The 26,630-nt window shown below is 59.2% G+C and carries 25 protein-coding genes and 1 pseudogene; 4 read left to right on the plus strand and 22 right to left on the minus strand.

Features of this window, described 5'->3' with window-relative positions:
- Positions 1–367: 367 nt before the first annotated feature.
- The 4 genes from mobF to ASTEX_RS20615 form a co-directional block, all read right to left on the minus strand.
- Entirely contained in the window at positions 368–3,511 is a 3,144-nt protein-coding gene (gene mobF, locus ASTEX_RS18565; RefSeq protein WP_013481171.1) for a MobF family relaxase, read from the minus strand.
- Positions 3,511–6,126, minus strand: a complete 2,616-nt coding sequence (locus ASTEX_RS18570; protein ID WP_013481172.1) for a type IV secretion system DNA-binding domain-containing protein — start codon at positions 6,124–6,126, stop codon at positions 3,511–3,513. Before ASTEX_RS18570 ends, mobF begins: the two co-directional genes overlap by 1 nt.
- A gap of 19 nt (positions 6,127–6,145) precedes the next feature.
- The gene (locus ASTEX_RS18575) at positions 6,146–6,547 is read right to left on the minus strand and encodes a hypothetical protein (protein ID WP_013481173.1); all 402 of its coding nucleotides are present in this window, start codon (positions 6,545–6,547) and stop codon (positions 6,146–6,148) included.
- A 1,434-nt stretch (positions 6,548–7,981) separates the two neighbouring features.
- Entirely contained in the window at positions 7,982–8,119 is a 138-nt protein-coding gene (locus ASTEX_RS20615) for a hypothetical protein (protein ID WP_013481175.1), read from the minus strand.
- Between the two features lie 61 nt (positions 8,120–8,180).
- Here ASTEX_RS20615 and ASTEX_RS18585 point away from each other — a divergent pair, with 61 nt between their 5' ends.
- A complete protein-coding gene (locus tag ASTEX_RS18585) occupies positions 8,181–8,468 on the plus strand; it encodes a hypothetical protein (protein ID WP_013481176.1) in 288 nt (95 codons plus the stop codon).
- 44 nt (positions 8,469–8,512) lie between these two features.
- On the opposite strand, the gene ASTEX_RS20415 is transcribed toward ASTEX_RS18585, so the two are convergent.
- The 4 genes from ASTEX_RS20415 to ASTEX_RS18600 form a co-directional block, all read right to left on the minus strand.
- Positions 8,513–8,716, minus strand: coding sequence for a hypothetical protein (locus ASTEX_RS20415; RefSeq protein WP_144004838.1), 204 nt, complete (start codon positions 8,714–8,716; stop codon positions 8,513–8,515).
- A gap of 422 nt (positions 8,717–9,138) precedes the next feature.
- Positions 9,139–9,321 (minus strand): hypothetical protein, encoded by a 183-nt coding sequence (locus ASTEX_RS18590; RefSeq protein ID WP_013481177.1) that lies wholly within the window; start codon positions 9,319–9,321, stop codon positions 9,139–9,141.
- Between the two features lie 53 nt (positions 9,322–9,374).
- On the minus strand, positions 9,375–9,770 hold the full coding sequence (gene ssb / locus ASTEX_RS18595; RefSeq protein WP_049781798.1) for a single-stranded DNA-binding protein: 396 nt from the start codon (positions 9,768–9,770) through the stop codon (positions 9,375–9,377).
- A gap of 244 nt (positions 9,771–10,014) precedes the next feature.
- A complete protein-coding gene (locus ASTEX_RS18600) occupies positions 10,015–10,545 on the minus strand; it encodes a hypothetical protein (protein ID WP_013481179.1) in 531 nt (176 codons plus the stop codon).
- Between the two features lie 152 nt (positions 10,546–10,697).
- Between ASTEX_RS18600 and ASTEX_RS18605 the strand changes: the two genes are divergently transcribed.
- A complete protein-coding gene (locus ASTEX_RS18605; protein WP_013481180.1) occupies positions 10,698–10,958 on the plus strand; it encodes a hypothetical protein in 261 nt (86 codons plus the stop codon).
- Between the two features lie 440 nt (positions 10,959–11,398).
- A complete protein-coding gene (locus ASTEX_RS20090) occupies positions 11,399–11,824 on the plus strand; it encodes a type II toxin-antitoxin system PemK/MazF family toxin (RefSeq protein ID WP_013481181.1) in 426 nt (141 codons plus the stop codon).
- Positions 11,825–12,038: 214 nt separating this feature from the next.
- On the opposite strand, the gene ASTEX_RS18610 is transcribed toward ASTEX_RS20090, so the two are convergent.
- Positions 12,039–12,518 carry a hypothetical protein gene (locus tag ASTEX_RS18610; protein ID WP_013481182.1) on the minus strand — a complete coding sequence of 160 codons (480 nt, stop codon included), beginning with the start codon at positions 12,516–12,518 and terminating at the stop codon, positions 12,039–12,041.
- 292 nt (positions 12,519–12,810) lie between these two features.
- Here ASTEX_RS18610 and greA point away from each other — a divergent pair, with 292 nt between their 5' ends.
- Complete coding sequence (gene greA / locus ASTEX_RS18615) at positions 12,811–13,290, plus strand: transcription elongation factor GreA (RefSeq protein WP_013481183.1); 480 nt, start codon at positions 12,811–12,813, stop codon at positions 13,288–13,290.
- 78 nt (positions 13,291–13,368) lie between these two features.
- Here greA and ASTEX_RS21020 read toward each other — a convergent pair whose 3' ends face one another.
- From ASTEX_RS21020 to ASTEX_RS18680, 13 genes and pseudogenes are all read right to left on the minus strand, one after another.
- On the minus strand, positions 13,369–13,740 hold the full coding sequence (locus tag ASTEX_RS21020; RefSeq protein WP_013481184.1) for a hypothetical protein: 372 nt from the start codon (positions 13,738–13,740) through the stop codon (positions 13,369–13,371).
- Between the two features lie 12 nt (positions 13,741–13,752).
- Positions 13,753–14,175 (minus strand): antirestriction protein, encoded by a 423-nt coding sequence (locus ASTEX_RS18625; RefSeq protein ID WP_013481185.1) that lies wholly within the window; start codon positions 14,173–14,175, stop codon positions 13,753–13,755.
- A gap of 258 nt (positions 14,176–14,433) precedes the next feature.
- A complete protein-coding gene (locus ASTEX_RS18630) occupies positions 14,434–14,619 on the minus strand; it encodes a hypothetical protein (RefSeq protein ID WP_041659807.1) in 186 nt (61 codons plus the stop codon).
- 74 nt (positions 14,620–14,693) lie between these two features.
- Positions 14,694–15,284, minus strand: a complete 591-nt coding sequence (locus ASTEX_RS18635; protein ID WP_013481187.1) for a DUF6927 domain-containing protein — start codon at positions 15,282–15,284, stop codon at positions 14,694–14,696.
- A gap of 134 nt (positions 15,285–15,418) precedes the next feature.
- Positions 15,419–15,802 (minus strand): type II toxin-antitoxin system PemK/MazF family toxin, encoded by a 384-nt coding sequence (locus ASTEX_RS18640; RefSeq protein WP_013481188.1) that lies wholly within the window; start codon positions 15,800–15,802, stop codon positions 15,419–15,421.
- On the minus strand, positions 15,799–16,068 hold the full coding sequence (locus tag ASTEX_RS18645) for an AbrB/MazE/SpoVT family DNA-binding domain-containing protein (RefSeq protein ID WP_013481189.1): 270 nt from the start codon (positions 16,066–16,068) through the stop codon (positions 15,799–15,801). Before ASTEX_RS18645 ends, ASTEX_RS18640 begins: the two co-directional genes overlap by 4 nt.
- Positions 16,069–16,534: 466 nt before the next feature.
- The gene (locus ASTEX_RS18650; protein ID WP_013481190.1) at positions 16,535–17,101 is read right to left on the minus strand and encodes an RloB domain-containing protein; all 567 of its coding nucleotides are present in this window, start codon (positions 17,099–17,101) and stop codon (positions 16,535–16,537) included.
- Positions 17,101–18,339: an AAA family ATPase gene (locus ASTEX_RS18655; protein ID WP_013481191.1), complete on the minus strand. Its 1,239-nt coding sequence runs from the start codon at positions 18,337–18,339 to the stop codon at positions 17,101–17,103. The genes ASTEX_RS18650 and ASTEX_RS18655 overlap by 1 nt, the downstream gene beginning before the upstream one ends.
- Before the next feature lie 106 nt (positions 18,340–18,445).
- Positions 18,446–19,375, minus strand: a complete 930-nt coding sequence (locus tag ASTEX_RS18660) for a DUF2493 domain-containing protein (protein WP_013481192.1) — start codon at positions 19,373–19,375, stop codon at positions 18,446–18,448.
- Between the two features lie 464 nt (positions 19,376–19,839).
- A pseudogene (locus ASTEX_RS18665) lies at positions 19,840–20,463 on the minus strand (CatB-related O-acetyltransferase).
- Positions 20,464–20,823: 360 nt separating this feature from the next.
- Positions 20,824–21,192 carry a hypothetical protein gene (locus ASTEX_RS18670; RefSeq protein ID WP_013481193.1) on the minus strand — a complete coding sequence of 123 codons (369 nt, stop codon included), beginning with the start codon at positions 21,190–21,192 and terminating at the stop codon, positions 20,824–20,826.
- Between the two features lie 196 nt (positions 21,193–21,388).
- A complete protein-coding gene (locus ASTEX_RS18675; RefSeq protein ID WP_041659850.1) occupies positions 21,389–22,267 on the minus strand; it encodes an ArdC family protein in 879 nt (292 codons plus the stop codon).
- Positions 22,268–22,367: 100 nt separating this feature from the next.
- Positions 22,368–26,597: a strawberry notch-like NTP hydrolase domain-containing protein gene (locus ASTEX_RS18680; RefSeq protein WP_013481195.1), complete on the minus strand. Its 4,230-nt coding sequence runs from the start codon at positions 26,595–26,597 to the stop codon at positions 22,368–22,370.
- Positions 26,598–26,630: the final 33 nt, after the last annotated feature.

The raw sequence follows: 26,630 nt of genomic DNA on the forward strand, positions 1-26,630 counted from the left end.
CCGAGTTGCAAGCCTGCGCAGACAGCGAAGGCGACTCCGTCACCGTGATTACGGTAAAGAGCCCCGGCGCTCTTGCACCGGATGGACGCATAACGATTCCTTACCCCGGACAGGACGGTCAGGCCGTTACGGTTTCTCGCGCTATGTCGTTGCCTGGAAGCTTTGCACCAATATGAAGTACCAGGACGTCACCGCCACGGTCGAGATGGCGCTTGAAGCCACCGGCCTCGGCAAGGCCAAGCGAATCGCCTGCGACGTTGCCGCTTGATGTTATCCAATCTTGAGTTCGCCAGGGCGTTTGATCGACTCCATCACTTCTCAGCGGAAATCAACAGATTGAGATGTAATTGGCCTTTACACGCTTCACTCAAATCCTAAATAGAATGTCGTTCTGGGCGATGTGCTTTTCTCCAATGTCTTTCTCCTTGCTCGATGATTTCTGATCTTCGGTAATGTGGTGCCCTCCCGGGTTTGCGACCTCGGACTTTTCTTTTTCGGTCTCCTTTGCCTTTGCAGTCACCGGCTCCGGTTTCGGGATTTCAGGGGCCTTGTCCGGCTGAGGTGCGGGTTTGACGCGATCCGCTTTGTCAGCGAGGTCCATGGCTCGGTCGATGTGGTTGAGCGCGCTAGGATTGATGCCGTCATTCTCCGCCAGCCGACGAAACAGGCTCTTCAGGTCGTCCGTCACCCACTGAAATTCCTGCCTAGGTCGCGACGCCATGACGTAGCCGCGGGCCTGGTTGGCGAACTCACCCATGTAAGAGCCAAGCACCGCGACGACCTTGCCGAACGACGCGCCTTGCGCCCGGTTGGCCGTCAGGCTGTAACCATGAGACATGAACCGCGCGACCGGGTCGTTTTCCAGATCGAAGACCTGGGTTTTAAGCGTCCTGACGCCATCGATCTCGACCTCTCTCTGTGTGGCGAGTTTGCTGCCCTTAATCGCGGCGACGGTGAAGGCATCATTGTTGGTGACCCCTGCTTTCTTGTCGGTGATATTCCATGCGAGCTGGTCACCTACGGACAGCTTGATGGTCTGCTCGCGATAGACTCCGAACGTCGGCTCATCGCGGCCGGAGGTCAGCCCCGCCAGGTTATAGGATCGCTTGCCGTATTCGGTGCTTTGCAGCGTGAGCCGGTTGGTCCGCATATCGATGCCGACGACACTATGCACAGTATGTCGCCCGATGCGGTTGGCCTCGTCGGCCTTATGGAAGATGATGCGCTGCCCGAGCGCGTACGCCGTGATCATACCGAGCTGTTCAGGGCTACGGTTTTCCGAAACGTAGGTCTTATGCGCCACATCCTCCCGACCAACGAGGCCCATACCCTGCAGCTCGGTGCGGATCATGGCATTGGCGAGCCCCCGCATCTTGTTGGTGCCCACTACGACCTTGGTGTCCGGACCCATTTCGCGCCATTTGGCCACAGCTGCGCGCGCGAGGATCTGATCGTCGTTCGACCGCGTCTCCGTCACATAAGGCCGGATCGACGGCAGGGCTTCCCAAGGTTTGCCGTCGGCCATTTTCATAATGCCGGCGCGCAGAACGGGCATTTGAGCCTGGCGAACATTGTCCTTCAGATAGACGGTCGAGGCCCCGGCGTGCATGGCCAGCCGAGTTGGCGCTCCGGCCTCCATGGCGGCTAGCTGGCGTTCATCGAAGGAGAATATGACCTTATCCACGCCTGAGCGTTCGGCCACATCGATGATCCTGTCCATCTGAACGTTGGACAGCATGGAGCCTTCATCGACCAGAAGCCACTTGCCCTTGAGGTTGGCCATCTGACTGGACGGCGCTGTCTGAGTAGAGCCTTTCTGCTGCTGCAGCAGGAACATCTGGACAGTCTCGGTCGCGATGCCCGCCCGGTCTGCAAGCTCGCCTTTAGCCTTGTGGGTGGGGGCCAAGGCGACAATCTCGATCTGACCTGCGGACAATCTGTCGAGCGTTTGGCGCACCAGATCGAAGGTGGTGGTCTTGCCCGTGCCGGCGGACCCGTGAATGACTGAGTAGCGCGCGCCATCTGTCAGGACGTGCTGGACAACGGCGGCTTGCTGCGTGTTGGGCGCAAGCGCCTTGCCGTCGGCGACGATGCCGTACATGGCTCGATCGCTCACATCTGGGGTGAAGGCTTTGGAACGCGCCTGCGAACGGATCACCCGCTCGACGATGGCGTCCTCCATAGTGATAGCGCGCTGGGTCGTGATGTGCGCGAGCTTCTCCCTATCGGCCTTAACGATTTCCGGACGCTGCAGAAAGCCGGTGGCCTGATAATCCTGAATCCGGTGCCGGTTGCCGTTGGCGAGCATGGCATCGAAGATAACGGCGTAGGGGGTGAAGATCGTGGATTGACGTTCTTGACTGCGCAGACCGAGCGCCAATGAGGCCTCAGCGGATAGATCTCGGGTACGTCCTAAAACCTTCTCGTCGATATAAGCCATGACCTTACCAGCCAGACCGATATCGCCCTTGCGCTGAGGTGTCAGGTCTTGCCCGACCTCCCTGGTTTTGGCAGCACTGACGATCTGGTCGAGATCGACGCCAGCGTCCCTGGCAACCTCTTTCCATAAAGCTTGCTGCACGTCTCTGTCAGTCAGCAGCTTCTGCGGCCGGTCTTTCAGGATCAGTGTCTGGCGCTCGCCCTTGCTCAGTTCGCGGCCCTTGTCGGCCTCGGCTGCCGCTATCTTCCCCATTATCTCAACATGGCGCTTCGAGAAGGTATCGATCAGGAGGTCGGCCGGGCCGATCCCGGCCTTGTCGTTTTCACCGCGATAAGCCGCGGAGAACTCCGCGATCTCCCAGGTCCCCTGTGTTTTTCCCTGAACGAGATTATAGCCGAGCTTCTTAAGCTCGTGGGCGAACTCGGCTTTCTGGACATTTCCCAGGAACTGTTGGTGCTTATAGAGGGGGGCAGTTTCCAGCGCCCGCCACGTCCCGTCCTCCATCCGGGTCGCATTGGCAAGGACGACGTGATTGTGCATCTCCGGATCGCCCGCGCGCGACATCGAATGGCTCGTCGTGGCATAGGTTAAGTTCCCCGTGAGGATTTGCTTCGGTGCGCCTCCGTCGGTCCGCTGGCGGGTGATGGCGAAGTGCTTTTCGGCGTAGTCCATGGTGCTCTGAACCGACCGATTGAACGCCGCCTGTATGCGGTCGTCGCCGGCGACCAGGGCCATGATCGAGGCTGACTTGGTGGCAGAAAAGGTCATGTCCCAACCGGGAGCGTGTTTCGGTATTGTCCTTTCCGGGTCCGTCTCGCCAGACGCCCCCGCCTGTTCACGCAAGGCTTCATCCGCCTTCGACAGGGCCGAACCGTCAGGGTCGGGGTTGATGCCCTTCAGTAGCTTTTTGAAGTCCAGACTGTTGGCTTCACCGACCAGGCCAAGTTGGGCCGCGCCCTCCCCACCCCAGCGCAGGTTCGGCGTATTGGCCTCGCCGGTGACGTAATAATCGTCTTTTCCGTAATAGTCGCCGGAGCGAGAGGCGCTTTTCAAACGGGTGATCTTCAACATCAGGGCAGCCCGATGTATCCGTCGTGGTCGAACAGGGTGCGTTGGCGATCCTCCTCATCCGACTTCGAATTCTGCTGGGCGGCTGTGGTATCTGAAGGGGACGGTTGCGACCTTGCGCCCTCCTCGGCCACGGGTCTCGTATCGATTTCCGAATCTGGCACTTCGCGCTTGGCCTCAGTGGCATCCGGCGCCAGAAAGCCTTCGGCTATGCCCGCCCGTTTTTCCGGGTTCTGCGCGTCGAAGCCCTCATCCGAGTGTGCCGCTCCGCTGCTGACGGATTTCCCGTCCGGGGTCGAGACACTTCGCGAGGATGACAGGTCCTGCGCGGTGACCTCCCGATTGTCCGCGCCCTGGCCTTCCGCTTTAATCTTGTCGAGAAGGGCGTAGAGTTTGGAGCTGGACCGGTCCTTCTTCATGAACTCGTCAATCGGGTCGGGACCAAGGCGCGGCATAAAGCCCTCGGTGCCTGTCGACCTTTCGCGGTAGCGGAACTTTACCGGCGCGACCGGGAAGGGTCGGCCTTCGCGCACGTTCGAGACGCGAAGCACACCCTGGAACATGGGGAAGTTCATGATCTCTTCGGGCATGAAGACAAACTCGGTCTGCTCCTTGGTATTGAGCGAGACCCCGTCGCGCAGTTGGTGGGCACCGTATGAGGTGTTCTCCTGGGTCCGGCTCACTTCCCTCTGGCCTATCTGCTCAGCCATGAAGCGCGCCGTGTCCGGGTCCTGACAGCGCAGGATCAGCTTCGTCGCGAGCTGCCCAATGATCGTCTGGGCTTTCTTGTCGCCGTAGATGTCATCGAGCTGCGAGACCTGCTGCATGCCCATGATAATCGACCCGCCGTATTTACGCAGACGCGCCGGAGCATCGGCGAGGATCTCAACCTTCCCCAGAGAATGGAACTCATCGAGAATGATGTGGGTGATCTTTTTCGACTGCGCCGGGGTGCGGGTGAACAGGGTCGTAATGGCAATCGACGACCAGTGGGCGATCAGCGGACTGAGCGAGGCTTCCAGATGCTGGGGTCGGGACAGGAACAGCAAGCCATGGGTCTGAGGGCTGTTGATCCATTCAGCAATCGAGAAGTCTTCGCGGCCGTTCAGCAGGTGCATCATCCGGGTGATGCCGTTGACGATCACCGAGCGCAAAGACTCCGATCGCAGGCCTTCTTTTTCCCCGAGGGTGCGCTCCGCCGGGGTGTTCTTCAGAAAGTAATGCAGGGTTTCGAAATCGCCGATGATGAGCCAGATCAGCTCCTCGATGGTCGGTTTCTCGTTGAAGTGCTGGCGTTTGATGACGCCCAGCTTGTAGCCAGCGTTGCAGTAAATCTGGCGCGACGCCAGCGTCCAGTACGGGTCCTGGCTGCCTTTTGGAAGCGGGAATAGATCCGCCGCCGCCTGCTCCCATGAGGCATAGTCGGCGAGATCGTTGAAGGGCGACCAACTCGCCGTCCGACTATCGAACGGGTTCAGGATGACGTCGCGCCCAGCCTTGTAGTGGGCGCGGATATATTCCAGTTCCGGGTCGTAGATGATGGCGCATTCGCGCCGATGGTTGATGGATTCGATCAGGCCATGGATGGCCTGTGACTTGCCGGAACCCGGTGAGCCCACAACAAGCGAGTGCTGATAAAGCGAATTTATAGGCAGTTCGACACCGACAATTCGGTGATGCTCGTAGTCGCTGAACCGCTCGTAAATGTCCGACAGCCCTGCGGCGCGCGCGCGAATGGTGAGATCGTGGACGATATCCGCGTCGGACTTGGCCAGCGTTCCGGACACCCAGTTGGGCAGGTCTATTGCGCGGTAATACCGCAAGGCCTGACCGTGCAGCGCCACGCTTGCGCTACCCGCATAGGGGACTAGGGCGGTGCCGGTTGATGGCGCTGGCAGGGCTAGAAATGGCCGCGACGGTTGGAGGCGACGGCGCAGGATGGCGAACGCATCCGAGGGCCTTTCGACTATGCATTTCAGCACATATAGGGCGTCGCGCCAGCCCGCTTTGAAACCGGTTTCCGAATGCTTTTCAATCGGCGGCGCCGGCTTGCCGACGAGGGCTTCAATGGCTTTTCGATTGAGTTTACGGATTTCATCGGCGTTGAATTTCTGAATTTGCTGACGCAGAGACGCGACCGATGCAATGGTCTGGCCACGTAGCTCCTTGTCCTCCAGCTTCTGCTGACCTTGGCGGATGAACAGGATCGTAGCCAGCGCCAGAAGTGCGGCCGCGCCCGCGAAGAACAGCAGGCCAGCGTAGAAGAGTAATTCACCGTACCGGTCGAGAACGCCCGCCACGTAGGGCAGGCTTTCATAGTCGGAGACGGACACCACCACAGAGGTCCCGTCCGGCTGTTTGACCGTTACCTGTTGCGGCAATGGGGCGCCAAAGAACCGGCAAAGCTTTGCGACTATCGCAAGGCCACCATAGAGCTGCTCGTCGTCTGTGGCGTGCCTGTTGACGCTGTAGATGCAGAACACGCCCCACAGGGCGAGCATGATGAGGAATTTCTTGGCGATCTCCCAAACCATTTCGACGGTGTGGGATACGGTCTGGCCGCCACGCAACCAGGCCGCACCGGTCGTCCGTTCGGGACGGGGTTTCTGTTCGGACATGATGGCTTCCCTCCCTACCCTACGCGGCTTCGTCAGCGTTGACGTAGGCTTCAAGTAGCCGGGCGAATTCGAGCACGAAGCCATCCTGGGCCGTCTCGATCCGGGCGCGCACCTCTTCAGGAAGCGCGGGTGTCGATCCGAAGGTCTGGGTGAAAGTGCCGGTTATCCGATCCAGTCGGCCGCGCAGATCTTCCGGCGGCAGGAGCTTTGTGGCAATTTGCAGGGCCATGGACGCGCCAATGTAGGCGTAGCGGGCCGACTGATGCAGAAGGTAGTCGCGCGCCTCGACGGTGTGCTTTTCGAGAGCGTTCTGGATGAGGTAGCGGATGGGGATGCCGGATTGCTCAGATTGAGCGACGAGTCTGGCGTAGGTTTCTTCGCGAATATATACGCGAAGTTCCTTGATGTTTTCCCGGGGCATGACGGGGCCGTCCTTGAGACAGCTGACAAAGTGTCAGCTAACGGCCACGGTCTAAGGTACTGAATAGGCTATAGAATCCACCCGAAAAGGGCAAGTAAATTCGGATACGACACACTGTCGTACGCCACCCCCTCATAAGCCATTGATTTCGCGCCAATTACTTATCCACACCCGTGCGTCAGGTGTACCTCTCTTTTTACCCATTTTCGGGCCTGTTTCTGATCAAGTTTCGGGGTCTTCATTTCAGCTCTAAGGGTTTGTGAATAGGGGCTTTGCGGCGATCCGAGTGAAATCTGAAAGATTTCGGCGCCGGCCCTCGTCGATCGCCGGAATGTGCTCTGGAGACAGTAAAGTCGCATCAGGGGGCGCATATAGCTCCATTTGCCGAGCCACCATACAAGCCCGCACTTTACGGGCTGATGTTTGCCGAATCTCTCCTAAGACCGGATCCTGATGGTATAAATTCTGATCGGATGAATCGCTGGTTTACAATAGTCCAGTCTCAATTATTTCGACGCTCAGGAGATAGCGATCCGGCCATGCGTACCCCATCGATCGACCCATCAGTGCGCGCGCGATTCAAAGAGATAGCGAGGCGGATTATTGCAAATGACCGCCAGGCAAGAAAAACCGGGACGTCCCAGAACACCATCGGCGACATCGAGCGAGCCCTTGTCCAAGCCTACCAAGTCGGTGCAGGATGGCTCATGTTCCCCCCGCCGGACGCCGGATATGGGGGTGCATTGGAGTGGGAGACCCTGCCTCCCCGTAGCCGGGAGATCCTCGGAATCCTCACCTCCGGTCTGAGCCAAAGGATCACCCACGGTACCGGGTCAATATGTCAGATTTCCAAAGTTGAAGCCGGCAAGGGGGCGCGATGGCATGTCCGGTATGACGACGGCGAACTCAGCGATTTCTCATATGCGTCAGGGGGTGTGAACGGCCTCATGAAGCTCAGCCTATTGGCTCCCAGTTCTGACACACCCAGCGATTGCTACGTGACGGAATTGGGCATTGAAACGGCAAAAGCTTATTGGGCAAGGTCGGATCGAGAAGACCCGACCCTTCCCCTACAAAGCCTCCGCAGATAGTCGAGCGACGAAAGCTGACTCCGGCTTGATTGTCCGTTTAAAGTCAGTCTTCCAGTCTCATCCCCGTCTGCGGATCCCTCGTTTCAACCCATGTCTATCAGTGTGATCATCCCCTGACAGTCTTCCCCAAACGGCACGGCCGGGCGTCCAGACAGGGGTGGCTGCCGGGTAGAGAAACGCTGCAAGGTTCCGGACCAAAATCCGGTTTCTAACGGACGAAACGCTGCGGATAGCCACTATGAAACAGTTGTGTTGCACTCACTCTTAATCAAGAGCGACGCGGTCGAAGTCATCTCGAAAACAAGAAAGAGGCCCGCCAGATGTCCTGACGGGCCTTGTGTTTCTATCGAACGAAAGCCGCTTCCCGCGCCTCCCGCTCTGCCGCCCATTGCCGTTCCAAAGCCGTGACCATGGCCTCCAGTTCGGCGTCAAATGCCACGTCAGAAGCCTTGGATTCAGTCTGGTGAAATTGCGTTTGCATGGTCGTGATCCTTTCCTATCGAAATCGATGATAGGACCGAGGAACAGATCGGAGCCCTCGAATGTCACCGCCGGAAAGGGCCTGCCCTTTCCGAGGGGGAACGGCGCAGCCGTTGACATTGGAGGTGATCTGGTACGCTGGGACGATCATTGATGAGATGACCGTACCGGCGACCAGCCGGTACACGACGCGCCCGAAGGTCGAAGACCGAGCGGCGGCCAGGCCCAGGCCACGGGCCGGCCTGCACATCAGCCACACGCGCTACGCCTCAGATGAAACACCTACGCGCGCCGTCTATGCGATAGGGATCGAGGCCCGAAGGGCGAAGACCCGCGATCAGCGGGGCTGACCCGCGACGAGCCCGGCCCGCAAAGGGGGATCGCCCTTCGCTGCCTACTGCAGAACTTCGAGGATTGCCGGTGCCGAGGGATCGACTGGCTTGCCCTGTAGATCATAGGTCTGACCGGCAATGTCATAGTGCAGACCGCACCGATCAGCGACGAAAATCGGACGCCGGTGCCCCCGAATATCGAGCCGAACTTTCGCACCATCATGCAATTGGACGCACGGGGTCGTTGTCTGAATTCTGTCAAACATGGGTCGCACCAGAAGGAGTGAATGTATCCACAACCTACAGCCGCTTCACCACGGAGTCGAGTCTTTTGTTCGCTTTTTGTTCCGATGCCAAAGGTCTGTGGAAAGATCGGACCGATACCATCATAAAAGCAGGGACGCCGATATTGAAAGATGTTGGGGTTGAGGCACCATGGGGAACACAGAGGAAACGGAGATTGGGATAAAACGGGCAGTTGTAATCGCACTGGCCATGTCACCGCAGGGAAACGGCAACGCCGTTGACGGATCGGTATGGCTGGTAGGATGGCTAGGCCTTGCGCGGCCCAATTCGTCGCGCACCGCGTCTAGCGAAGCGGCGGTGCGGCCATCGGAGCAGGGCCCTGATGCACGGCCCGCGGTGTGGAGGCCCAAAGCCTCCAGCGCCGCTGACCGCACGTTCTGGTTCACTCGTCACCTTGCCTGCGTTGAGCCTCGGCAATCCCATAAAACTCGGCCAGTTCCAGGCGGTAGTCTTCTGAGACCTCTTCGAAATGGTCCTCCGCGCGGGCAGCGCCAAGAATATGCGCCCACCCCTCGGTATCTGGACCGTCCTCTTCACCCATCCCGACAGAAAGCGGAAATGCCATAGTATCTCTCCCAAAAAGAATGCCCTCCAACCGAAGCTGGAGGGCTGTGACAGTCAGAACGGAATGTCGTCGTGGTCGTTGCCCGCGCCACCGCTGGCCCCCTGCTCGCTGGGCTGGCCATCGTTGAAGGAGAGCGGCATGATGTTCGTGCCATTGATGACAGGAACCTTGTTCTTCACGCCCTCGCGATCGGTGTACTCCTCGTAGCGGAAGGCGCCTTCGATTTCGACCAGTTGGCCCTTGGCCATATTGCGTTGGATGAAGCCGATCGTGCCTTCCGACCAGAACTTGACGCGATGCCAGGTGGTACGGCGCTGGGCCTGGCCCTGCTTGTCCTTCCAGTATTCTTCAGTGGCGACAGACAGATTGGCGACCTGGGCGCTGTTCGGGAGGGTGGTGATTTCCGGGTCTGCACCGAGGCGGCCGATCAGCTGAACTTTGCATTTCATGGGTAGCTCCATTTAACCTGACCCTCGGGGCTCATCCCCTCGGGCTCGCGGCTTTACCGCGATCATGCTGAGGGATTTCCCGGCCTGAGAGCCGGGGCGCACCCGAAGGGTCGAAACGGAGTGGAGAAGGGCTTGCCCTTGAGCCCCGGCGCGGCTGGGATAGACCTGGCGTGATTGATCGTGGTCGGGCAAACGCGGTCTGAGGGATGAGCCCAGGATCGGATCTGGAGCGACCGTGCACAGTTTAGCCGGCCGCGGGACAGTCCTGCAGTTTCAAGGCTGAGATGGCCATTTCCAGTAAGCCGCTCGTGCTCTGGAACTCAATGCCTTCGGCATGGATCAGCGTGGCGCTCCCACCGAACCCATCCGGACGCATTTTGGTGCAGGTGTGGGCGACCTCGACGGTGAGGTAAGACAGGGTGGGCGAGCGACGGACAATATCCTGAAGGATCACCTCGTAGGGATAGGTGTTCAGATGCGCGTCGAGATCGAAATCGGTCTCCGAGTCGGCATCGGCGTCACTCACCTCGTCGAGCCACAGCCTGACCGCTGGCAGGATCTGGCTTTCGAAGGCGAGACTATCGGCATAGGCCTGACGCAAGGCACCTACGAGGACGGTCGGCATGTGGTCGATTGATTGCTCTGCGTACAGAAACAGGCCTTCTGCTTCCAGATCGGACTGGAAGAACTGTGTCAGCAGGAACAGCTCCAGCGGGCTCATATCGCTCAGCGGAATTTTGGGATCGACAACGCTCGTGGAGTGATAATCGGTCATGTCAGGCTCCTTTTGGCTAAAGACGCCTGCCCGACCCTTCCCTTTTTCCTTGAAGGTAACTGCAGCCCACCATGGCGGTAAGCGCAGCTCAGTGCGTCAATTTGCTGCAGTCCGGATAAAGTGACAGACTGGCGGCGAAAGGAGGTATTGCCATGATTAAGACAATCGATCTCAGCCGGAATGCGACTGCCGCCGCAGCGCAGGCCGATCAGGCCTTGGGATTGTTGCGCGAAACGCCTGATAAGACGGTCTTGATCACCGCATCAAACGGGCAGGTTGCGATCGACTCGGCATATCTGACGCTCGCATTGGACCTGTTCCATCACGTCCTTCAGTCACAGACAGAGAACAGCGCTCATCGTCGCAACGCGCTGGATGAACTGGCCGCGTTTACACAAGCGTTCGACGTTTAGATATCAAACGAAAAAAGCCCTGGTCTCTCTCCCAGGGGCTTTCTCTATCGATAGTAGGAGCTTTGGCCGTCACCCCGGTTCGATAGTTCCGGGATAGCGGCAAAGAAATAAACGCGTGATGAGGATGTCGGATTTTCGATTGCGTAGATAGCACGAATGCCCCTTAGAGAGACCGGGGCCTTCGGACCGCTGCGCTGACCACACAAGCAACCGCGATTATCCGCAGGCGGTCCGAGAAGCTATCCAATTGCCGCATAAGGTTTCGATCCCTTGACGTTGGGTAATGCGGCTACCCCAACCGGCGATATTCGACACAGGCATTGAGGCAGCCTATGTCGCAGCCCCGGCGAGAGTGATTTGGTCCACTAGACCTTCAGCTTTTACGCTTGTCGGGCGGCTCAACCCTGATATCGGTAACTCCATTCGCTGGATGGACACTAATGACTACCGAAGACGTACCCCCCGAAGAGATCAAACCGCCAAGAGTGCCTCCTCGCCTGAAGGCTGTGCCTGCGATCAGGGATCTGTTCTGGTGCGATTTTCCTGAGGATGCGCAACTCCCCGAATTCTGGAAGCGACGCCCTGTTATCGTGGTTAGCTACCGTAACGCGTTATCTGGTGCGATTACTGTCATCCCCTGCTCCTCCCAGCCTCAACCTGGCAATAAATGGGCGGTCGAACTGGCGACGACCATTGACGGGACCCAATCATGGGCCATATGCGATAAGCCGACGACGGTAGCAGTCAGTCGATTGTCACCACAAAAAGGGGGCCGCAGGCGTTTGCCGGAAGCAGAGTTCAATATTGTGCTCAAACGGCTATTTGAATGGCTACCTGTGGTACCAGAGGAAGAACCGCCAGCTTAGCGTTACGGATCGCAAGGTTATACCGTTCGTAGGTTCAACTTGACATTTGAGGCTTAGAAGCCTATACAGACACTACTTGCGGCCCTTCGGGTGTCCGTTTCCCATATGGGAGCTACGTGCCAAGGGAGCCGAAAGGCTCCCTTTGGTTTTTGTGCGCATCCCGACGTGAGCTTGCAGCCTCGCGCCTCCCCTCACATCCATTTCGATACATCGTCTAGTGACGGCTGGCCGTTCGCGTATCGAAGCCTCTAAGTGCCTGCTCGAAGCTTTGACGCCGAAGACCTTCCAACATAGCTACCTTCTCCTCTTCGGAGACAACCCTCTGATTGAAGCCCGGATTGCAACTGGGGTCGAGGATAATTGGAAAGGCTTTTTCATCGCCTTCTGGTGACCGGCCGGTGACGTGGCTCTCGTAGCCCGCCTTGAGCCGTTTCACCGGTACATCGCATACGACCATACAGGCGGCGGCCGTACTCAACCGATCGAGGCCACGAGCATTGCACAGCCACTGGAAATCTCTGCGTTCAAGCCACAGGGTGAGATGCGATAAACCCGCGCAGCGCGCCAAGTCGATTGAGTGAACGAGCCGTCCCTCTACTCGATCGACCGGGGTGCCCGCAGCCGACTGCGCGGCATGGGCAGACATCAGTTCGACCAAATGCTGAAAAGCAAAATGCGGATTTCGTGCGCTCATTGAGGGATGATGCCGCTGTTCGCCACGCAGTCAACTGGGCGGGTTGGACATTCACGTCGGACGCTGCACCCTACGTGTGCCCAAGCCTGCGCGCTAAAGGACTTGCGACTTTTTACGTCGCCCAATCGATTTCTGACGATTTTGTGATGATCGCCGCCGTGATTTCGAACGAATCTTCGCCTATGTAGAAGTTGTCGCCGGGATCATCCCCCCCCCCTCGAATCCGGCGGCATGCAGCGGGCGTCCTTTTGCGAGGACGCCCGTTTGACGTTTGTAAGCCTGAAGGTGACCGATGAGCGTGGCGTTCACACGAGAAGAAGACCTTGAGGCCACCGCGGCTGACCTGCCTGATCGGCCGATCTCGCCGCATCCCAATCTGGTGACCCCTGAAGGTCTCGCCGAACTGGAAGCAGCCTTTGCCTCCGCGAAGGCTGCGTATCAGGCGGCCCAGTCCAGTGACACGGTCAGCCAGGATCGTACGGCCATGGCCCGCGCGACGCGCGATCTGCGCTACTACACGGCCCGCCTCGGTTCTGCCCAGCCCGTTGCGCCCGTAGCGAATGCGAACAAGGTCGTCTTCGGATGCACGGTCGAGATTGCGCGCGACGATGGCCGGGTCCAGACTTTCAAGATCGTCGGCGAAGACGAGGCCAATCCTAAGGTAGGCAAGATCTCTTATGTGTCACCGCTGGCGCGGGCGCTTCTGGGCCGCGAGGCTGGAGATGAAACGCAGATCTCCGGGGCGAGCGTGGAAATCCTGACAGTCAAATAAAACGGCCAGAGCGGTTTACATGCACCCGCCCTGGCCGGAAGACTACATAGAAATGTAAAACGCGATCGCGCCCTGTCCTTAATTCCCAAACCGCCAAGCGGGCCCATCCTGCCCGTCATCGGCGGTGGAAAGCGCCTGAGGCAGGTAGGCGGCATTGCCTTGCACAACTCTCGCATCCCTTACGGGCGTTTCGTCGAGAACGGCCACGTGTGTGACCCGATCATCCTCGACCTCGACATTGACGGGCACCCTGAACTGAAAAACGACCTGCCAACCGCCTGTATCCGGTGGCGCGTCCGCCTCTGGCAATGCCCGGCAACCCTTGAAGGCGCATCGGTTGCGGTCTTTCAAGCCCTCATCGTAACCGAAGTGGAAGGCCGTGGTGCTGTGGATCTGGCACGGCAGTCCACCTTTGCCGGCGCGATAGCCGAGCGTCCATTGATTCTGCATTGTCCCCTCGCCTCAGTCGATGGCTCTGGAAATCAGGACAGACTCAGGGTGGCGATAAGAGAACTCCCTCAGCTTTTCGTAGTTGGTCGCAATCGCGTCCGAGGGATAGCGAAACGACAGGTGGGACAGGGTGAAAAGGGTCGCGACGATGCCCGCCGCATCCTCGCTCATCTCGTCATCGAAGAAGTTGCCGTCGCACATCAATCGCATCTGGCCGTAGCCGGTCGGGGCCGAGTAAAGCGCGCCGTTGTGGGTGCGGTAATAGTTCCAGAGCCCACCTCGATAGTCGCGGCACAGATTGCTGAGAATATCGAAGATGTAGTTCTCCGCCATGATGAGCGGCACGCCCGGCAAGAGCTTCGGAATGAAGCTTCCGCGTTCCTCGTCGGGAATCAGGGTGATGGGAGAAACGGCGGCAACCAGGGCTTGGGACATGAAAAAGGCCTCCTTCAGGCGTTAAATCCGCCTTCCGAAGACCTCTCTTTTTCTTTTCAGCTGTCTGCGGGGCCGATGTCTGTCGCTCAGGCTGGCTCGCCTTTTTCTAGTGCCTACCGCCCATGAAACCGTTGCCATACTTACATCTCGTACCAAGACAGGCATCGGTCCAGCGGCATTGGTATCGGCCATGACGCGACCGTCCGTCCCCATCCCAAAGGGGTGGGGGTATTCAGAGGCTCGGACATTTAAAAGAGCCTAACCCAGCATCGCCAGGAGTTGCGCGTCGGTCATGTCGGTGATGTCGACAAGTTCGGACGTGGCGAGTGTTTCATGGATTTCCATGAAACGAACGAGCTGTTGGTGATCGACAAGGCCGGCCTCCTGCGCGAGCTCGGCAGGGATGCTATTTGCAAACGCCGCTTTGGAAATGATGTCGGTCATGGCTATCTTCTGTTTCGATACTACGGCCGAAAGCCCTAAAAAAAGCAATTGCGATCCCATAGGGGGCTGAGCGATCAATTCGCGGGCTCAGATACGGCAACCACCTCGAACTGCCGCTCGCTGATCTTCGGAATTCGATAGAGGCCGCCATTGGCCGCCCGATAGACGGTACGCATCCGCCCTCTGCGCGAATACTGAACCACCGTAAACTCGGTGTGCCGTGTCCCGTCAACGAATGGAATGGGTTCGGCAAACTTCAAGCGACTGCCGGGCGCCGGAGGTTTACCGCTCCGCTTTGTCTTCGTATAGGCGCGGCACCGCTCGCGCCAGTTTCGCGCATATTCACTGTCGGTCTCGGTCAGTAAATCGAGAATACCGGCAGGGCACTTGGATGCCACCGGCCCCATGTCCTCGCACATGTCCTTGTATCCGAAGACCAGACCATCCTTGGCGCGTGGACAGGACTTGGTCAGAACGACCGCGGCCCAGACCTGACGCTTCCCCTCCGGTTTGCTCACACTTTCGACAGCCGCGTAATAGACGCTTCCCACCTTTGCCGACTTGAGTGGGCGCGCCTTCACACCTTCGTTCTCCCAGGTGAGGGTTTCGTCGAGATAGTCTTTCGATGTTTTTCCGTTGAGGGAATAGAGGAAGGTCCAGCCCATATCTTGCTCCTTTGCGCAGGTTCAATCGGGCCGTCCCTTCCTTCGTCTTTCGAGACGACCGGGACAGGGCCGTCGAAATCGCGTTCCCACACACACTCGACACGCGTTCGATAGAGCCTTGAAACGCCTGTCGTTTAGCCGCGTTTCGGAAGCTGGTATCCGGCAGGCACGAATCCGCAGAAGGTGCGGGCGATGTAGCGGATACGGTACAACTCATCCAACGTGATCCTGCCCACCAACTCCGCACCGCGGGCGTTGAGATCCATGGTCTGAACCTGATTGGCGAGGGCGACGGATGGCCTGTCATCCTTGAGCGAGGTGATGGGAACCTCCCAGCCCATGTTGCGAATTTTCGTCGTCATCGGCACACAGATCATCATGCCACTCTTGTTGAAGGCTTGCTTCGAAAGAACGACAGCCGGGCGTTTGCCTTGTTGCTCATGCCCGGCTGAGGGATCAAAATCTGTGTAGACGACGTGACCTTCATCGGGGATGAAGTGCGCGTTGTCGTCAGTCAAAGCAACTCCTCCCCGCGCGGTTTACCCTTCAGGAGAGAGGCATCGACGGTGTCGGGCGACATGCCGAACGTCAACTCGTCAAAGAGCCTGTTATGTTCTGCCTCCTCATCCGAGGGCATATGGAAAGGCTCGACGACGATCTTACCGTCGATGAAGTCCATCCGGAAGCGCAAGCTCGGTGTCAGATTATGCGCTGCTGTGAAGTCCTTCGGCATATGAAGGGCAAGGCTGTTGCCTGATTTCTTGAGATGGGTGATGACGGACATGATGGGTCTCCCACAGAGGATTACATTGTAATCCCGTTTCGGCCGGGGGGCAAGGCGGAACGGTTTACGCCTCATTACTCGCCCCCTTCGTTTCCGGGACGAGCTGGTCGAACGCCCTCACCTTCTCTTTCGACCAGCGGTGACGGGGGGAGACGGGCGGAACTTACCGATGGCATTTCCAACGCGTGCGCGAGGGATCGAGGCCGAAGGCGAAGACCCGCGAAGCGGGGCTGACCTGCGACGAGCCCGGTCTGGCCACCGGCCGGACGCGCCACCGCAACGAGCGTTCTCAATGCGCGCCTGTCATCCATGTATGGGATATTGCATAGCATGATTACGCTGAACCGCGTATCGTTAAATCAACCACCAACGAGAGGTTTCCCGACCAAAATAGGAAAAGACCTCAAGAGCGGATGGAAGGCCCTGACTCTTAACGGAGCCAGGGTCTTTTAGCATTTGGGGGTGGTTAAGCCTCATCTACGATGGTGACCAGGCCAATCGCAATCAGTAGCGACAATAGATCAGGCTCGACGTCGCCGGCGCGCGCCACATGCTCCACAGTCAACGCGCGCATGTAGTCCATTGCCGTCATGCCCTTCGCGTAACCGCCCCAGAGCTTTTCAAGTTGTGCGGTTGCTGCGGCGGCCGACGGTGGACGACGAGTGGTATGGCCCTCGAAATGACGAACGAGAAGGGCTTCGTGCGTCGGGTCCTGCCAGATTACGGTGACACCCAGGCGCTCGGCCAGACGGCGCGCCTTATCCGCCCGATCCGGGGTCAGGCGGTTCTGGTCGGTGTCGAGGAGAGCGTATTTGTGCTCAAAGGGGTCCCGCCGCGCCTCTTCCTTGGCGATGTAGTCCTCCATCCATTCCAAACGCGCCAGGGCGTCACCGCCTCGTAATTTCGGCGGATCGATATGGACAAACAAACCTTTCTCGTCTGCGCGCCGCCGAAGGTGAACCGCATATCCAATCTCGGACTCGCCCTCACACCCGACCAGGATGCGCGTGCGCTCTCGCTGTTGCTTTTTCATCAGCCAATCACCGGTACACCGCCGAACGCACCCGACAGGTATTTTTTGTACAGATTCGCCGAGCGTCGGACGGCCTCCTTGTCTTCCCGCGCCGCGACATCGGTTAGCGAATAGATGGATGTGCGACCGCCAGTGTCCTTCTCGGCGATCACCACCTCTTCCTTAACCAGATATTCAAGCAAGGTCGCCGAGTGACAGCTCATCCAGATCTGCGCGTCCTCCCGGTTTCGGGTTTCATTGTCGTAGAACCACCTCAGTATCTCCGGAAGGACCAGAGGATGGATAAGCGTGTCGAACTCGTCCACCAGCGCTACGGCTCCTTCATCCAGCGCAATCGTCAATAGGGGGAACAAACGAACGAAGGCCTGCGTACCCTGACTCTCCAGATGCCAGGGCAATTCGCGACCGTGACCACTATGCTTAAAGCGTGCCTCAGGTCCGCGATTGGGCACATCCTCGATGCGCAACTGCTCGATGCCAACGTCAATCCGGCTGAGATCGCGATTGAGCTTGGCAAGCATAGAGGGGCTACGCTGCAGGAAGGTCATCAGATCGGTCTCACCAACCGTCATCGCCAGGCCGCCGAGGTTGGTGAAAACCTGTCGCGCAATGTTTGCGTAGAATTCTGCCGGCGGGAAATTGAAGTAGCTAAAGGACGAGATCACCGACGCATCGGCTCGAAGCGTGGAAATGAGATGACGAAACTTCGTGCCAAGCCTGAACGTCACGGAATCCGTCAGCGTTTCCCCTACGCGTTCAAACACGCGCACCCATTTTCCGCGCCCCTGCGGGCGTTGCTGGAGGGTCTCGGACACCACATGATCGACTTGACCGTCCTTCATCTGCACGACGAGCTCGTAGCGTAACAGACCGTATTCCGGGTCTTCTTCGTTCTCTTCGAAATGCGGGTTCATTACGGCGCCGAGCTCAACAGCTATACGTGTCGGCGACATTGCCGACTCTTCATCATTGAACGGGTATCCGCGAATGCTCTTCATTTCGGGCAGTGCCGAGGCTGAAATGAAGGCGGTGACGAAGCTGAGGGCTTGCAGGATCGTCGTCTTCCCTGACGCATTTGCTCCGTAGATGGCCACCACCTTGGGAACACGCATCTCAGACCCCGGATAGACTGCGGCAAATCGGCCATCGGAGTCCGGCACATTTGCCGCTACGGTCAGGTCGAGAACCTGCGTTTCTCTGATCGAATAGAAGTTTTCGATCTCAATCTTATACAACATGGCACTCTCCCAGGGTCTATAATTGGGATTTTAACCCAAAAATGTCAATCTTTTGATTACAGAGAGAGATTGGGAAGATGCCCCCGTGAAGCGGGGGCTGCGGCCCTTAGGCCGCTACCTTCGCTGCGTTGGCGGCGACCTTGAAGACCGGAATGCCGCGCTCCGATGCCTTCTGCGAGATGTTCAGAACGATACCCGACGGCTCGGCATCCTGCGCATTGGTTGGATTGACCGGAGTCGGCATGTAGAAGACCATGACCGGCTTCAGGGCCAGCAGGGTATCGTTGGCAACGAACGGGGCGCGGCGACCGGCGGCTTTCGAGAAATCCGCCTTGTGTACGATCACGTTGTTAGACCGGGCCCACATCATCGCGATCTTTTCTGAACCCAGATTACCCGTGCAGGCCAGTTGCATGTCCGGGCACTGCGAGCGCGCATAGTTCAGCGCCGCGAATATCCGTTCGGCATCTGCTTGCGTGTTGGCCGATTGAACGCCGCGGAAGACAACGTAGCGCGCGGTCGGTTCTGCCCCCTTCTGGGCGTGCTGACGCTTACGGCGCAGGGTCTCACCGGCCTCCATGACGGCGTAGGTGGTCAGACGGTTTGAGGCCGAACCGCGATAGGGCGTCCAGACGTCACCGGTCTGAACTTCGTAAGTCAGCTCGGCCTGCTTGCGGAAGGTCTCCAGCACAACGGCAACGGCTTCGAAATAGCGGGACTTTTCGGTGGCGTCCTGAATCTGGGTGTCTTTGACCTCAGAGCCGTCGAATTCACGGTGCAGGCCGTTGAGTTCGAGGGTGGCGCGGTCATATTCGCGCTCGATACGCTGTTGCGCCGCGTGAATGCCGCCGATGATGCAGTGGGCGATCATGCTGGCGTGCTCCTCCAGCGCGTCCTTGCCGAAGGTGTCGATAATCTCGGTGATGAGGACACGACCCAGATGCTCCACTTCCCCATAAGACGGAAAGGGGCGCGGATCGGAAGTTTGCGAGACGATGAAGTCGTAGGACGGGGTGTCAGCGGCGAAAAGAGACATGAGCGTGATCCTTAAAGGTCGAATGAAGGAAACCGATTGACGGTGAGGCCAATGCGATCTGGCCCCTGAACCCGACCGTCCGCCGCCAGGGGCGCGCACAAGGGGTCGCCGCAGGCGACAAGCGAAGCGCCTGCCCCTTGTGCGATTGAGCCACGAAGCGGTGGCAGGGCTTCAGAGATAAGAGCCAGATCGGAGAGCGAACCTAAGACCCTCCGGTTTCCTCGACCCGGACACGCGGGCGAGACGCTAAACCTCGTTTGACTCAGAGATGAAACCAGCGCTCCGCCTCGGCTTCGGCAGGTGAAGTCTTGGTCGACGGCACCGTTCAGCGCCGCACACCTGTACGCGTGGCAAGGACCGCGCTGTATGACGGCCGTGGCCTGCCGAACGCAAAAGCTGGACCCGACATCACGACCGCACGCTATCGATAGGTGGGATGTCGGGACACTCCACGCTCGCACATGTCACCCCGGTCGGAGGCGATCCTGCCAATGCCGATAGAGCGCCTGAACATCCCCACTGGTCACAAGTGCCATAACGGGCTGCAGGTCCGCTTCCGGCAGTCCAACGATTTCAGTTCGAGCCGCATGGCCACGGCCTCATCATCGAAGCGCTGGCCGATGCGCTTGGCGAGATTGCCTCCGACAATCATATAGGGCTCCACATTGCGGGGCACGACAAAGCGGGTTCCGATGATCGCCCCTTCAACGACACACGCATGGCATGATGATGGCCTCCGACCCGATCCATACGTCGTTGCCGATTACGGTGTCTCCGGCGGGCAGATATCCGTTGGCCGCACCTGTGAAGGTCCGGACGTTCCGCATCCAGAAGAACGGAAAGGTGCTGATCCAGTCATGCCGATGGCCCTGATTGCCCGCCATGATGAAGGCGGCACCGGACCCGATGGAACAGAAGCTGCCGATACGCAGCTTGTCCGCATGCTCATCTGGCAGCAGAAGGCGGGCACAGTCGTCGAAACCGTGTCCGTGACAGTAGCCGGAATAGCGACCGACGATGATTTTGGGGTGGGTCACCTGTTTATCGAGGGTGATGCCCTTGAACGGCCTCTCGAAAACCCTGGCCATGATGATATCTCTCTGCATGAGGGATCGACGCGCTTTGGACACGCGGATGCACGGTGAGACACGACGGCATCTCACCTGCCCCATATGCCGGTGGCACCGGGGCTGGATGCAGGGCGTATGCGAGGCTTCAACCATGCCCTACCCTACAGGCTGACGGAGGTAACGACGCAATCCTGCCGGCCGTTGATCCATTGAAGCGAGCGCGAGCGCTATCCGAGACCAGTGATTGGCGTCGCCGCCGGATATTGCGGCTACGGGGCGTCCCGACTCCCCGCCTTACACACCGGTTCGCCGCGGTGGGTTCTGGCATAAACCGAGCTGTCCGGGCGGCCGCGCGACGCGACCGACACCCCAGGGGATTCAGCCCTTTGCGGCCACATGCATCGCCAGCCAGGCTTGCTTGCCCTCACTCAGCCAGTCGCTGCGGCGCTGCCGGAAAATCTCTGCGGCATTGCGGGTGGCGTCGTTTTTCAGGCTGAAGACGAAGCCGGAATTGAGCCCTGCGTGTTCGCGGGCGTCGGCGATGCGCGATAGAAACTTCTCCGGGATTACCCCGCGACGGGGTTCGATGAACTCTACCGAGTGAGCGACTTCGCCTGAGTCACTATATACGATGAGGCTAAAAATCTGATTGAATTCCAGCGTCTTCGTCACGTCGCGAAGATACCAGCTGACCCCTTCGGTATCGCGCGTGTACTTTATCCACTCTCGAAGTTTAGCGAGGTCCATTGAGGATGATTTCTAAAAAAAATGGGCGTCGGACACAGATTCACTTACTCGGACGGAATCACCGCCCGAGCCGAACAGCGCGCTGCGTTTCTAGTATAGACCCCTAACCTTGGGAATTAGCATTTTGCCACAGCGCGACAAATCCCCATGCAACGCATGGGGATCATAACAAAAGTCGCCTCAACCGAAACGCCTTTTACGCGGCCACGGGCAAGGGCTGCGCGGTGCGCTGGCTCTGCGCGAAGAGAAAGTCTACTGCACGTGAGGCCTGGCCGCTGGCCTTGATGAGTTCACCGGGGTGATCTTTGAGTAGACGCACCCACGACTGAAGATAGCCCGCATGATTGTCGAAAAGCTTCTCTTCGACCGGCAGGCCGATCAATAGCCCCAGCTGCAAGGCGCCCAACTCGGCCACAAGTTCTTCCCGTGCCCGGCAATCATGATAGCGATAGGTCTCAAGTTTTCGATCCAGCCGATTCTTCGCGCCTGTCCAGTGGACCAGTTCGTGTCCGAGGGTGGCATTGTATCGGTCCAAATCTTCGAACTGTGCCGGATTTGGCATAACAATCTGGTCGTTTTCCGGATTGTAGAACGCCATGTCCCCCTTGTGGATCAGTTTGAATTCGATGCTACGGAAGAAGGCATTGACCGCGTCGGGATCGACCGCCTTCGCCTCAGAGACCAGATAGCAGTCGTCGGGAAGGCCTTCGATCTGCTCGGCGTTGAAGCAGACATAGCTTTTGAGAAAACGCAGGATCTTCGGATCGTCGCCATCGGCCTGGTCGACGGCGGTCTGTTTGTACAGAATGGCCGGACACCCCTTCTCGCCCTTGCGGACATGACCGCCCAGATCCTTTGCCTGGTTGAAGGTGTAGAACCGGGGATTGGACCAGCCATGCATGGCCATTTGCATGGCCAGAATCCATAGATTGGTTCCGGAAAAGGTTTGCCCGTCTGCCCGGGTGGGCAATTGGGGCGTAGCCTGGTTCTTCCACGGTCGGCGCCAGGGCAGTTCGCCCTGATCCATACGGTTGATGAGTTCGGCGAGCAGGGTATCGAGGGCGTTAGGCTTCATCTGGAAATCTACTTCATTCACCTCCCCGTGGAGGCTCGCCTTCGATGTCCCTTTCCTTCCTCCTTCCCTGTGCCCGCCGCACTCACCGCCGGTACAACAATCACATGGCGACGTCGGTGACCGGGTATTTCTCGATGATCCGGGTCAGTACGTCGTCATTGGCCGGAACGAAGACGCGCGGCACACCGTGCAGAAGCTCGATGACGCAACCGAGGGACCGCAAGGTGGGGAATTCGGCGCGATTGCCAGCAACCTCCAGACGCTTTTCGCCCATGAACCGGACGGATTTGAGCAATAACCCGGGCGACAGGGACAGCGAAGCGCGTTCGTCCATAACCAGCTCGCGACAGCGGTGCGCGGTATTGGGCATGGATCGGGAGACGTCGTGGCCGAGCACCCGCAGGAATGCCAGCCCCTCCCCCTCATTGAGAATTCGCCCAAGCCAGCGCTCCCCTGAAGGCGACTTCAGTCGCTTGACGCGCGTATGCCCCTTCGACAGGTGCTTCCAGACGGGCAGGAGCAGACCGGAGACGAGATAGAGACGGTTGGTGTCCCACGGATCGAGCCCCGCATGTTCGGCGGCCCAGAGGCCCTCCCAGGCGGAAAGCTCGGTCTCCTGCCAGCTCGACTCTTCGTAAATCGATAGCGCCACCAATGAGCGCGATCCGTCGGGACGATAGATACGGACAGCCGGCACCAGTTGATCCTTGTCATCAGTCGTGGTGAGACCCGTCACGAGAAGCCCAGTCCGATTAGACTTGGCGTTGGTGATGGGACTGGCACGACGCAGATTGTCGCGCATGACCCGACGGGCATAGTCGAGGTCGTAAAGGTCCCGCCGGTGGCGTACTTTGAACTCGATCATCTGTGTCTCGGCACCGGTCTCATCGACCCGCACCACGCGACTATCGATCAGCTCCAGTTCGTCGGCAACCAGGTCTTCAACCCCGTTGTCGATCGTGCCGGCCGCGTCGGCTTTTTCGATGATGCCTCGCAGGCGTGACTCGAACGCTTCGAACAGGGCGTTCTGGTCATCAATGCGTTGGGCCAGCAGGCGATTGAGGAAGGTTGAAATGGGCGGCAGGTCTTCGGCAGACTTGATGACCCCTTCCCCGTCGCGGAGTTGAAGTGCTGTCTTGTCCTCGAATTCGGCAAGCGACATGCATTCGATTTGCCCCATATCCATGGCCTGAAAGAAGGAGACCAGAGCCCGACGCGCGAAGGCGTTTTCCAGACTATCCTCGGCCTTGAACATGCCGTTGGACGTCGACCGGCGTTCACCCTTTGACAGGGCACCCAGACTGTCGAGACGGCGCGCGATGGTGCTGAGGAACCGCTTCTCGCCCTTGATGTCGGTCGTCACCGGGCGGAAGATCGGGGCGTGGAGCTGGTTGGTCCTATGCGTCCGGCCGATGCCCTGGATGGCGACGTCAGCGCGCCAGCCGGGTTCAGCCAGATATTGGCAGCGACGACGCGTGTTCGCGAACCTCCGGTCGGCATGATAGCTGCGGCCGGTACCTCCCGCCGCTGTGAAGCACAGGATCAGTTTTTCGCCATTGTTGAACGCATCGGTTTCGGCCTTGTTGGCGGTTGCACCGCGGCGCTCCAGTACCTGCTTGCCGTTCTTCATCACCACGCGTCGGGAGCGCCCGGTGACCTCTGCGACCTTCTCAGGTCCGAAGTGGTGCAGAATAGCGTCCAGAGCGCCCGGCACGGCGGGCAATAGAGCCAGCGACAACAGGGCGTCCTCGCGCAAGGCCAGCGCCTCCTGCGACACGATCGCCCTCCCCTGCGCGTCCAGAAGCGGCTTTACGGTCTTATTGCCGTTTTCGTCCTCGGCTTCCTGCATGGCATGCACGGGGAAAGCATTCGACAGATATTCCGTCACGAAGTCGCGCGGCGTGAGGTCGATATTCAGGTCGTTCCAGTCGGCGGGCGACACCTCGTTCAGCCGGCGTTCCATCGAGGCTTCGTTGGTGGAAATCAACTGAACGACGCAGCAGTGGCCGGTCTCGATCTGTTTTTCCATATCCCGGATGATCGTGGGCGCTTTCAGGCCGCACAGCAGCGCGTTGAAGAAGCGCTGGCTGGTCGATGCGAAGGCGGATTTGGCGGCGGCCTTGTGCTGGCCGGAATTGGTGCCTTCTGCACCCACAATGTTTGTGGCTTCCAGTGCCTTGTCCAGATTGCGATGGATCATCTGGAAACCGGCCGCCCACGCATCCCAGATGGCGACGTCCTGCTCGGTCAGCACATGGCGTAGCGGATCAATCTCGATCCCCTCGAAGCTGATCATGCGCGCCAGATAAAGGCCTTTGGCCTTCAGTTCGCGCGCCACAAGCTCCATAAAGGCAATGCCCCCTTCATCGGCGGCCTTCATGAAATCCTCCCGTGTGAGGAAGGGGGCTTGCACGCTGCCCCAAAGACCCAGTCGGGGCGCGTATGAGAGATTGGCGGGCTCGGTGGCCCCCGTCGCGGAGACGTAAAGGACGCGGGCATTCGGTACCCGATATTGCAACAGAAGGCCTGCCAGACCCTGCTGGGAAGCCTTTTTCACCCCCCGAGTGCCCTTGCCAGAGGCGGCGTTGGCCATCTCGTGGCTCTCATCGAAGACGAGCGCACCTTCGAAATCACTGCCGAGCCAATCGACCACCTGATCGAGACGCGACGTCTTGCCGTTGCGCGCGGCCTGCCGGAGCGTGGCGTAGGTTGTAAACAGGATGCCCCGATCCATACGGATGGGCGTGCCGAACTTATAGGTCGAGAGGCCGACGATATCATTGGCATCGCCGCCCACGGAGATCCAGTCGCGACGCGCATCTTCGATAAGCGTATCGTTCTTCGATACCCAGATGGCCTTCGTTCGCCCCTGTGCCATGTTCTCGGCGATAACGGCAGAGACCGACGTGCCCTTCCCTACACCGGTGCCATCACCCAGGAAGAAGCCCTGGCGCAATCTGAACCCGTTTTCATCGTCCTCCTTCACCGACGAGAAGCCCTGAGCGTCCTCATCGAGCTTCCAGCGCCCCGGAAGCACCTTCGAATGCGCCTGGCCCGCGTAGATGACCACTTCAAGCTGGGCTTCGGAGATGTGGCTGGCGACGGATGCGGCGGGCAGGCGCGGGACGTAGGTGACCTCAGGCGCCGGCGTCGTGGCCATGGCGGACGACTCGACGAGGGTCGCCGGGTGTGGGCGCTCGCGATCCGGAACAAACCGTGACACCTGATAGGCTGAATAGAGGCCCACGTCGCGCGTCTGGCCAGACCAGGCCTTAGGCGTGTAGCTGAGGTCGCCAACTGATGACAGCAAGCGCAAACGTCCGGAAGCCAGAGGTCGAACCGACGGGGCATCAGTGACCGCCGGAGCCACCGTCCGGAAAAGGCGGGGCCTGGCGTTGGCGCGTGGCGCGACGCCTTGCGCGGCGCGGACGGCGTCATCCAGCGTTTCGCACACAACCAAATCCGGTAGTCCGGCGCCACCTGTCGCCCGATCGATCACGATCAGGCCGGTATCAACCGAGGTACCGTGTTTGTAGAAGGCGTTTGCGGGCAGCATGATGAGACTGACGACTTGAAAGTCGGCAGCCAGTCGCTTCAGCTCGGGGCTGACGAAATAGCCCGCCGGGACGATGGCGGCGACCCGACCGTTGTCAGCAAGGGCAGCGACGGCGGCCCGGAGGTGGTCGTCGAGACCGGTGAACGGCGGGTTCATCACCACGGCGTCAAAGCTGCCAGAGGTCGAAATTCGATCCTTCAACTGGCGCGCATCGAAGGCGGAATGACCGGCCTGAGGAAACAGGCCTTTCAACGTCCCGTGGCGGGTCGGGGCGAGTTCATTGAGATGAAGCTTCCCGCCCGCGGCCTCGGCTATGACCGCCAGCATGCCGTTGCCGGCCGATGGCTCCAGAACCTGATCGCCCGGCCGGATTTGCGCGGCCAGAACCGCAAGGGCCGCAATTTCCAGTGGCGTCGAAAACTGGTCGAGTTCCACCTGCTCTTCTGAGCGGCGGCTATGGGTCATACCCAGTTCGGCGTACGACGCCAGCAGACGTACAGTTTCCATCGGAGCGTCTTCCAGCCGCCCTATCTGGCTACTGATGCGCCGTGCGTTGATGACCTGAGCCACTTCGATGGCCTCATAGGCCTGTTTCCATGTCCAGTGGCCATCGGCGTCGGAGCCGCCAAAGGCAAACGCCATGATGTCGCGCATCAGACCGGCCTCAATCTTGCGCCCACGGGTGAGCGACGGAAACACCGATCGGCCAGCGCCGAGGATGGCGGTCGCTTCGTCGAGGGGTTTGGGTGCAGCGGTAAAGAGGGACAGGTTCATCGGGCAGTTCCTTGTTTTGACGTGCCCGGTCAT

It is taken from the genome of Asticcacaulis excentricus CB 48 (assembly GCF_000175215.2).
GTDB lineage: Bacteria > Pseudomonadota > Alphaproteobacteria > Caulobacterales > Caulobacteraceae > Asticcacaulis > Asticcacaulis excentricus.

Excerpts from the sequence above, each read along its gene's own strand:
- ASTEX_RS18600 (WP_013481179.1), bottom strand. The coding sequence starts at position 10,545 with ATGACCGATTATCACTCCACGAGCGTTGTCGATCCCAAAATTCCGCTG.
- ASTEX_RS18635 (WP_013481187.1), bottom strand. The coding sequence starts at position 15,284 with ATGGGCTGGACCTTCCTCTATTCCCTCAACGGAAAAACATCGAAAGAC.
- greA (WP_013481183.1), top strand. The coding sequence starts at position 12,811 with ATGAGCGTGGCGTTCACACGAGAAGAAGACCTTGAGGCCACCGCGGCT.
- ASTEX_RS18610 (WP_013481182.1), bottom strand. The coding sequence starts at position 12,518 with ATGAGCGCACGAAATCCGCATTTTGCTTTTCAGCATTTGGTCGAACTG.
- ASTEX_RS20090 (WP_013481181.1), top strand. The coding sequence starts at position 11,399 with ATGACTACCGAAGACGTACCCCCCGAAGAGATCAAACCGCCAAGAGTG.
- ASTEX_RS18585 (WP_013481176.1), top strand. The coding sequence starts at position 8,181 with ATGTCACCGCCGGAAAGGGCCTGCCCTTTCCGAGGGGGAACGGCGCAG.
- ASTEX_RS18655 (WP_013481191.1), bottom strand. The coding sequence starts at position 18,339 with ATGTTGTATAAGATTGAGATCGAAAACTTCTATTCGATCAGAGAAACG.
- ASTEX_RS18590 (WP_013481177.1), bottom strand. The coding sequence starts at position 9,321 with ATGGCATTTCCGCTTTCTGTCGGGATGGGTGAAGAGGACGGTCCAGAT.
- ASTEX_RS18570 (WP_013481172.1), bottom strand. The coding sequence starts at position 6,126 with ATGTCCGAACAGAAACCCCGTCCCGAACGGACGACCGGTGCGGCCTGG.
- mobF (WP_013481171.1), bottom strand. The coding sequence starts at position 3,511 with ATGTTGAAGATCACCCGTTTGAAAAGCGCCTCTCGCTCCGGCGACTAT.
- ASTEX_RS18575 (WP_013481173.1), bottom strand. The coding sequence starts at position 6,547 with ATGCCCCGGGAAAACATCAAGGAACTTCGCGTATATATTCGCGAAGAA.
- ASTEX_RS20615 (WP_013481175.1), bottom strand. The coding sequence starts at position 8,119 with ATGCAAACGCAATTTCACCAGACTGAATCCAAGGCTTCTGACGTGGCA.
- ASTEX_RS18650 (WP_013481190.1), bottom strand. The coding sequence starts at position 17,101 with ATGAAAAAGCAACAGCGAGAGCGCACGCGCATCCTGGTCGGGTGTGAG.
- ASTEX_RS18675 (WP_041659850.1), bottom strand. The coding sequence starts at position 22,267 with ATGAAGCCTAACGCCCTCGATACCCTGCTCGCCGAACTCATCAACCGT.
- ssb (WP_049781798.1), bottom strand. The coding sequence starts at position 9,770 with ATGAAATGCAAAGTTCAGCTGATCGGCCGCCTCGGTGCAGACCCGGAA.
- ASTEX_RS18660 (WP_013481192.1), bottom strand. The coding sequence starts at position 19,375 with ATGTCTCTTTTCGCCGCTGACACCCCGTCCTACGACTTCATCGTCTCG.
- ASTEX_RS18670 (WP_013481193.1), bottom strand. The coding sequence starts at position 21,192 with ATGGACCTCGCTAAACTTCGAGAGTGGATAAAGTACACGCGCGATACC.
- ASTEX_RS18625 (WP_013481185.1), bottom strand. The coding sequence starts at position 14,175 with ATGTCCCAAGCCCTGGTTGCCGCCGTTTCTCCCATCACCCTGATTCCC.
- ASTEX_RS21020 (WP_013481184.1), bottom strand. The coding sequence starts at position 13,740 with ATGCAGAATCAATGGACGCTCGGCTATCGCGCCGGCAAAGGTGGACTG.
- ASTEX_RS18630 (WP_041659807.1), bottom strand. The coding sequence starts at position 14,619 with ATGACCGACATCATTTCCAAAGCGGCGTTTGCAAATAGCATCCCTGCC.
- ASTEX_RS18605 (WP_013481180.1), top strand. The coding sequence starts at position 10,698 with ATGATTAAGACAATCGATCTCAGCCGGAATGCGACTGCCGCCGCAGCG.
- ASTEX_RS20415 (WP_144004838.1), bottom strand. The coding sequence starts at position 8,716 with ATGTTTGACAGAATTCAGACAACGACCCCGTGCGTCCAATTGCATGAT.
- ASTEX_RS18680 (WP_013481195.1), bottom strand. The coding sequence starts at position 26,597 with ATGAACCTGTCCCTCTTTACCGCTGCACCCAAACCCCTCGACGAAGCG.
- ASTEX_RS18645 (WP_013481189.1), bottom strand. The coding sequence starts at position 16,068 with ATGTCCGTCATCACCCATCTCAAGAAATCAGGCAACAGCCTTGCCCTT.